This window comes from Streptomyces sp. NRRL B-1347, from assembly GCF_000720325.1.
In the GTDB taxonomy this organism is placed as follows: Bacteria; Actinomycetota; Actinomycetes; order Streptomycetales; family Streptomycetaceae; genus Streptomyces.
Window position 1 is genome coordinate 1 of record NZ_JOJM01000147.1, and the last position, 8,170, is coordinate 8,170.

The window sequence follows — 8,170 nt, forward strand, 5'->3', positions numbered from 1 at the left end:
GACCTCACCCCGCAGGACGTCGACGAGCGACCAGTCCACCAACGGCCCCAGCGCCGCAGCACACTCCCCCACCCGCTCAGCGAACACCGGCGAGGAGTCAAGAAGTTCACGCCCCATCCCCACCCACTGCGAACCCTGCCCCGGGAACACCCACACCACCTTCCCCGGCACACCCCCGCCCCCGGACACCAGGTTCAGATCACTCTCGCCCCGCGCCAGCGCCCGCAACCCGGCCAGCGCCTCGTCCTTCGAACCCGCCACCACCACCGCACGCTCGCCGAACACCCCACGACCCGACACCAGCGCCCCGGCAACCGGGGCCAGCGAAGCCGTGCCGTCGGGGGCGGAATCCAGGTGCGTGATCAGCCGTTCCGCCTGACCCGTGAGTGATGTCTGGCTCCGTGCGGACACGACCAGCGGCACCACCCCCGCGGGCACCGCGTGTTCGGGGAGCGGCTGCTCGGGTGCCTCCTCCAGGATCAGGTGGGCGTTCGTCCCGCTCATGCCGAAGGCGGACACACCGGCCCGGCGCGGGCGCCCGTTGTGCGGCCACTCCCGGGTCTCGGTCAGCAGTTCCACCGCGCCCTCGGACCAGTCGACCTGGGGGGTGGGCTCGGCCACGTGCAGGGTCGCCGGGAGGACGCCGTGCCGCAGCGCCTGCACCATCTTGATCACACCGGCCACACCGGCGGCCGCCTGGGCGTGGCCGATGTTGGACTTCAACGAGCCGAGCCACAGCGGCTGTTCGGGGTCGCGGCCGCGCCCGTACGTCGCCAGGAGCGCCTGGGCCTCGATGGGGTCGCCCAGGGTGGTGCCGGTCCCGTGGCCCTCCACCACGTCCACATCGGACGGGGACAGGCCCGCGTTCGCCAGGGCGTCTCGGATCACGCGCTGCTGGGAGGGGCCGTTGGGGGCGGTGAGGCCGTTGGAGGCGCCGTCCTGGTTCACCGCGCTGCCGCGCAGCACCGCGAGGATCCGGTGGCCTCGCTCCCGCGCCACCGACAGGCGCTCAAGGACCACTACGCCCACGCCCTCGGCCCAGCCGGTGCCGTCCGCCGACGACGAGAACGCCTTGCACCGGCCGTCGGCGGCCAGGCCCCGCTGCCGCGAGAACTCCACGAAGGCGCCCGGCGTCGCCATCACCGTCGCACCACCGGCCAGGGCCATCGAGCACTCGCCCTGCCGCAGCGCCTGGGCCGCCATGTGCATCGCCACCAGGGACGACGAACACGCCGTGTCCACCGTGACCGCCGGGCCCTCGAAACCGAGCACGTACGACACCCGGCCCGAGGCCACGCTCGTCGAGCCGCCGGTGCCCGCGAAGCCCTCCACTTCCGGCGTCACCCCGCTGGCTCCCGGGGCGACGTACCCCTGCGTGAACACCCCGGAGAACACCCCGACGTCGGCGCCCTTCAGTGAGCCCGGGTCCATCCCGGCCGCCTCCAGGGCCTCCCAGGACGTTTCGAGGAGAAGCCGCTGCTGCGGGTCCATCGCCAGGGCCTCGCGCGGCGAGATGCCGAAGAACCCCGCGTCGAAGAGCCCCGCCTCGTGCAGGAATCCGCCTTGCCGGGTGTAGGACGTGCCTGCGCTCTCGGGGTCCGGGGCGAAGAGGCCCTCCAGGTCCCAGCCGCGGTTCTCGGGGAAGCCCGACACCGCGTCCCGGCCCTCGGCCACCAGGCGCCACAAATCCTCCGGGCCCGCCACGCCGCCGGGCAACCGGCACGCCATGCCGACGATCGCCACGGGCTCGCGGGAAGCGTCGCGGAGACGGCGGTTCTGCTGCTTCAGCGAGCCGACTTCTTCCAGCGACTTCCGTAGCGCCTGGACGACTGTTTCATATGACGCGCTCACTTGAATTCCCCAATCAGCCAGCGGTTTCGAAAGGTCCTCAGTCGCCGAGCGCCAGGTGCACGAGGTCGTCGACGTCCAGCTCGGCGATCGCCCGCTTCTCGTCGCCCCCCTCGGCCTCGCTGTTCTCGTCGGTCGTGCGGGTGTGCGGTGCGCCGTCGGCGAGGGCGGCCAGCTCGACCAGGGCGTCCATCAGTCCGGCCGCCCGGAAGCGGGCCAGCGGGAGGGAGGCGAGGGCGCGCCGCAGCCGCGCCTCGTCCAGCTCCTGTCCGTTCACGCCGTCGTCCGGGAGCAGTTCGCGGTGCAGGTAGCGGGCGAGGGCCAGCGGGTTCGGATAGTCGAAGATCAAGGTGGCGGGCAGCTTCAGGCCGGTCGCCTCGCGCAGCCTGTTGCGCAGCTCCACCGCCGTGAGCGAGTCGAATCCGACCTCGTTGAACGCCATGTCCGGCTGCACACCCGAGGGCCCGGCGTGCCCGAGCACGACCGCGGCCCGGGCCCGGACCAGGTCGAGGAGCAGGGCTTCTTGTTCCGCCGGTGCGAGCCCGGTGAGCCGGTCGGTCAGCCGGCGCCGCTTGTCGCCGCCGTCCGCCGCCCGTGCCGCCTGCCGGCCGGCGCGTACGAGGCCGCGCAGCAGGTGCGGCACGCCGCCACCGGCCGCCGCGTCGGCGCGTACGCCGCGCAGGTCGAGCCTGGCCGGTACCAGCAAGGACTGGCGGGACCCCACGGCGGCGTCGAACAGCTCCATGCCCTCCGTGAGCGACATCGCTTGCAGGCCGCCCCGGCGGTTCATCCGGTTCCTGGTGAGGTCGTCGGTGTTGGCCGCCATGCCGCTGGTCTGCGCCCACAGGCCCCAGGCCAGCGACAGGCCGTGCAGGCCCGCCGCCCGCCGGTTGGCCATCAGGCCGTCCAGGTAGGCATTGGCGGCGGCGTAGCTGCCGCTGCCCGCGCCCATGAAGACGCCGGACACGGACGAGTAGACGACGAACGCGTCCAGGTCCAGGCCCAGTTCACGCGTCAGCTCGTCGAGATGCCGCACCGCGTCCACCTTCGGCGCGAACACCCGCTCCAGGCGCTCCGGCGTCCTCGGCGTCCCGGCCCCGCCTGCTGGCGAGGAGCAGCCGCCGTACGCCGTACCGGGTGACGAGGTGACGGGCCACGAGAGCACCGAGCGACCCGGTGCCACCGGTGATGAGGACGGTCCCCTCGGATGTGAACACCGACTGGCTGTCCGGGGCTTGCGCCGGCACTCGGACGAGTCGGGGCGCCGAGAAGGCCGTTCCGCGTACCGCGATTTGAGGCTCGCCGGTGGCCAGGACGGCTCCCAGCACCGTGTCCAGTACGGAGCCCGCTGCGTCGTCGGAGGCCGGGTCGAGGTCCAGCAGGACGATCCTGTCCGGGTTCTCCGCCTGCGCCGCACGCACCAGACCCCACACGGCGGCCGCCGCCGGATCCGTCACCGCACCTTCACCAGCGGGCACCGCACCCCGCGTCACCACCACAAGGCGTGACTCCTCAAGCCCGGCCCCGTTCAACCACCCCTGCACGACTCCCAACACGTGGGAGGACAAGGCCAGTTCCTCACCGTCGCCGCCGCCGAACGCCTCCAGGACCGCCGCCATCGGGGCGGCCGCGCCCGCCGCCACTTCATCGGTCAGCGTCGCCACCTCGTCGGCGGCGGCCACCGGCATCCACGACAGCGACGTAATCGCGCCCTGCGTGGGGGGCAGCTCGGTCCACACCACGCCGAACAGCGACTGGGCGACCAGCGTGTCCGCCGCCCCCGGCCGGTCGGTGGACACCTCTCGCCACGTCAGCGATTCCGCCGTCACCACCAGGCCACCGGCTTCGTCCGCCGCCTCCAACGACACGGCGTCGGGCCCGGCGGGCACAAGCCGCGCCCGAAGCACCGAGGCGCCCGCGGCGTGCAGCACCAGGCCGTTCCAGTCGAGCGGTTGCCGCAGCTCCTTGACGCCTTCGGCCGCGGCGCCCGGCTCCCCGGCGTGCAGGGCCGCGTCGAGGAGTGCGGGGTGGATGCCGAACCTGCCCGCTTCCTTGTGCTGCTCCTCCGGCAGCGCGACCTCCGCGAACAGTTCCTCGCCGCGCCGCCACACCGCCCGCACGCCCTGGAACGCCGGACCGTACGCGTACCCCTGCTCGGCGAGGTCGGCGTAGAACTCCCCGATCCCCACCGGCTCGGCCCCCGGCGGCGGCCAGGCCGTGAAGTCGAAGCCCGTGCCGCTGCCCGTGGACCGGTCGGTGGCGGCGGACAGGACGCCGGTGGCGTGCCGCGTCCACGCGTCGGCTTCATCGCCCGCGTCCTCGCGCTGGGAGTACACCTCCACCGTGCGCGCACCGTTCTCCCCCGGCCCGCCCACCGCGACCTGCACCCGCACCCCGCCGCGCTCGGGCACCACCAACGGGTCCCCGATCACGAGTTCGTCCAGCACCCCGCACCCGGCCTCGTCACCGGCCCGCACCGCCAGCTCCACCAGACTGGTGCCTGGGACCAGCACCACGTCGCCGACCCGGTGGTCGGCCAGCCAGGCGTGCGTGCGCAGCGACAGGCGCGAGGTGAAGACGAGCCCGTCGGACTGCGGCAGCCGCACCACCGCACCCAGCAGCGGATGATCCGCCGCCGCCTGCCCCAGCGACGCCGCGTCGGTGACCTGGGCAGCCGTCTTGAGCCAGTAGTGCTGATGGTCGAAGGCGTACGTCGGCAACTCCACGCGCGCGATCTCGACCCCGGCCCCGCCGGGCAGCACGGCCGACCAGCCCACCGCCACACCCCGTACGAACAGCTCCGCCATCGACATCAGCAGCCGCCGCAAGCCCCCTTCGTCGCGGCGCAGCGACCCTGTCACCACGGCATCGGCACCGCTCTCATCCACAGCCTCGGTGACAGGCTGAACCAGAACGGGGTGGGCACTGACCTCCACGAACACCCCATGCCCCTGCACCAGCAGATCGGCCACCGCAGGGCCGAAGCCCACCTGACCACGCAGGTTCCGATACCAGTACCCACCGTCCAACACCCCCGCGTCCTCCACCCAACTGCCCGTAACGGTCGAGTAGAACGGCACCACCGGAGCCTCCGCACTCACCCCCGCCAGCGCCTCGGCGAGCCTGTCGCGGATGTCCTCCACGTGCCGGGTGTGCGAGGCGTAGTCCACGGCCACGCGGCGGGTTCGGACACCGTCGCCCGCCAGGGCCTCCAGCGCCTCGTCCAAGGCTTCGGCATCGCCCGCGACCACCACCGACGACGGCCCATTGACCGCCGCGACCTCAACCCGGCCCGCCCACTCCTCAAGGCGCGCGGCTGCCTCGTCCGCGCTCAAGGCAACGGACGCCATGCCGCCCCGCCCGGCCAACTCCGCAGCGATGGCCTGGCTGCGCAACGCCACCACCCGCACCGCGTCCTCAAGGGACAACGCCCCCGCCACACAGGCGGCCGCGATCTCCCCCTGCGAGTGCCCAAGAACCGCGTCCGGCTTCACACCCACGGACGCCCACACCGAAGCCAGACCCACCATCACCGCGAAACTCGCGGGCTGCACCACATCCACCCGCTCAAGCAGCGCGGGCTCGACCTCACCCCGCAGTACGTCAACGAGCGACCAGTCCACCAGCGACTCAAGGGCGGCCGCGCACTCAGCGATCCGCTCGGCGAACACCGTTGAGGCGTCGAGGAGTTCGCGACCCATGCCCGCCCACTGAGCGCCCTGCCCCGGGAACACCCACACCACCTTGCCCGGCACACCGGAACCCGCGACCTTGCCGGACACCACACCGGCCGCGTCCTCGCCCCGAGCCAACGCCCGCAGCCCGCCGAGTGCCTCCGCGTTCGAACCCGCCACCACCACCGCACGCTCGTCCAGGGCAGCCCGGCTGGTCACCAACGCCCCGGCCACGCCTGCCAGCGAGGCACCCCCGCCCGACTCCACGTACGACGCGAGGCGACCGGCCTGTCCCGCCAGCGAAGCCGCACTACGCGCCGACACCACCACCGGCACCACACCCACCGAAGCCGGCTCCTCCGAAAGCGGCTCCTCGGGTGCCTCCTCCAGGATCAGATGGGCGTTCGTCCCGCTGATCCCGAACGAGGACACTCCGGCCCGGCGCGGGCGGCCGTTGCGCGCCCAGTCGCGGGGCTCGGTCAGCAGCTCGATGGCGCCCGCCGACCAGTCGACCTGGTGGGTGGGCTCCTGTGCGTGCAGCGTGGGCGGCATGACGTTGTGCCGCAGCGCCTGGACCATCTTGATCACGCTGGACACACCGGCGGCGGCCTGCGTATGGCCGATGTTGGACTTCAACGACCCGAGCCTCAGCGGCTGTTCGGCATCACGCCCCTTCCCGTAGGTGGCGAGGAGCGCCTGCGTCTCGATGGGGTCGCCCAGGGTGGTGCCGGTGCCGTGGCCCTCCACCACGTCCACCTCGGACGGGGAGAGGCCCGCGTTCGCCAGAGCCTTGCGGATCACTCGCTGCTGGGAGGGGCCGTTGGGGGCGGTGAGGCCGTTGGAGGCGCCGTCCTGGTTCACCGCGCTGCCCCGGATCACCGCGAGGACCCGGTGCCCGCGTTCCCGCGCCACCGACAGGCGTTCAAGGACCACCAGGCCGACGCCCTCGGAGAGCACCGTGCCGTCCGCGCCGTCCGCGTACGCCTTGCACCGGCCGTCGGCGGCCAGGCCCCGCTGCCGGGACATGCCGAGGACGCCGATCGGGGACCCCATCACGGCGACGCCCCCGGCGAGCGCCATCGAGCACTCGCCCTGCCGCAGCGCCTGCGCGGCCAGGTGCATCGCCACCAGGGACGACGAACACGCCGTGTCCACCGTGACCGCCGGGCCCTCGAAGCCGAAGGCGTACGACACCCGGCCCGACGCGACGCTGCCCGCCGTGGCGGTCGTGACGAAGCCTTCGAGCTCGTCGGGCATGTTGCTGAGGGACTCCAGGTAGTCGTGGATGGAGACGCCGGAGAAGACGCCGATGTCGGCGCCGCGTGCCGTGGTCGGGTCGATTCCGGCCCGTTCCAGGGCTTCCCAGGAGGTTTCGAGGAGCAGCCGCTGCTGCGGGTCCATGGCCAGGGCCTCGCGCGGGGAGATGCCGAAGAACCCGGCGTCGAAGAGCCCCGCACCCTCAAGGAACCCGCCCTGACTGGCGTACGACGTACCGGCGTTGTCCGGGTCCGCGTCGAACAAGCCCTCCAGGTCCCAGCCCCGGTCGTCGGGGAAGTCCGACATGCCCTCGCGGCCCTCGCGCACCAGCCGCCACAGGCCGTCAGGGTCCGTCACCCCGCCGGGCAGTCGGCACGCCATCCCGACGATCGCGATCGGCTCGTCCGGGTCCGCGACGGCGTCCGCGGCCGGTGCGGCGGCGCCGTCCGCCGTGTCGCCCAGCTCCTCCCGCAGATGGCGGGCGAGCGCCACCGGGGTCGGGTAGTCGAAGATCAGGGTGGCGGGCAGTTTCACGCCGGTCGCCGCGCTCAGCCGGTTCCGCAGTTCGACCGCGGTCAGGGAGTCGAACCCGATGTCGCTGAATCCCCTTGTTCCCTGGGTCAGTTCGGGGCCGCTGAACCCGAGCACGCCGCCCGCCTCGCCCTGGACGAGGGACAGCAGGAGGTTCTCCTGCTCGGCCGGGGGCAGCCCGGCGAGGCGGCGGACCAGGCCGCCGCTGTCCCCGGCCGCCGCCCGTGCCACGCGGCGGCCCGCGCGGACGAGGCCGCGCAGCAGCTGCGGTACCTCGCCGCCCGCCGCCGCCTGGGTCCGCAGCGTGCGCAGGTCCAGCTTGATCGGCACGAGGAGCGCCTGGCCCGCGTGCAGGCCGATGTCGAAGACGGCCAGGCCCTCGGCCGGGGTCATCGCGAGGACGCCGCCGCGGCTCATCCGCGCCTGGTCGACGCTGCTGAGGTGCGCGGTCAGGCCAGCGGTCTGCTCCCACAGGCCCCAGGCCAGCGAGATCCCGGGCAGGCCCGCCGCCCGGCGGCCGGACATGAGCCCGTCGAGGTAGGCGTTCGCCGCCGCGTAGTTGCCCTGGCCTGCCGACCCCATGAGCGCCGCGGCGGAAGAGAACACCACGAACGCGTCCAGTTCCAGGCCCAGTTCGCGGGTCAACTCGTCGAGGTGGCTGACCGCGTCCACCTTCGGCGCGAACACGCCCGCGAGGCGCTCCGGCGTCAGCGTCCCGATCACTCCGTCGTCGAGCACTCCGGCCATGTGGACGATGCCCGTCAGGGGGTGCTCGTCCGGTACGGCGGCCAGCAGGGCCCGGACCTGGTCGCGGTCGGACACGTCGCAGGCCACTACCGACACGACCGCGCCCTGCTCGG

2 protein-coding genes and 1 pseudogene are annotated in these 8,170 nt (G+C 73.2%); all 3 read right to left on the reverse strand.

Annotated elements, in window-relative coordinates; genetic code table 11:
• On the reverse strand, positions 1-1,851 hold a 1,851-nt coding region (locus tag IG74_RS0143640), incomplete at its 3' end, for a type I polyketide synthase (protein WP_037827228.1).
• Between the two features lie 37 nt (positions 1,852-1,888).
• The gene (locus tag IG74_RS53015; protein WP_234334666.1) at positions 1,889-2,884 is read right to left on the reverse strand and encodes a beta-ketoacyl reductase; all 996 of its coding nucleotides are present in this window, start codon (positions 2,882-2,884) and stop codon (positions 1,889-1,891) included.
• Positions 2,856-8,153 (reverse strand): annotated as a pseudogene (locus IG74_RS50490) (beta-ketoacyl synthase N-terminal-like domain-containing protein); the annotation flags it as partial. The gene IG74_RS53015 and the pseudogene IG74_RS50490, both read right to left, overlap by 29 nt.
• Positions 8,154-8,170 lie beyond the last annotated feature (17 nt).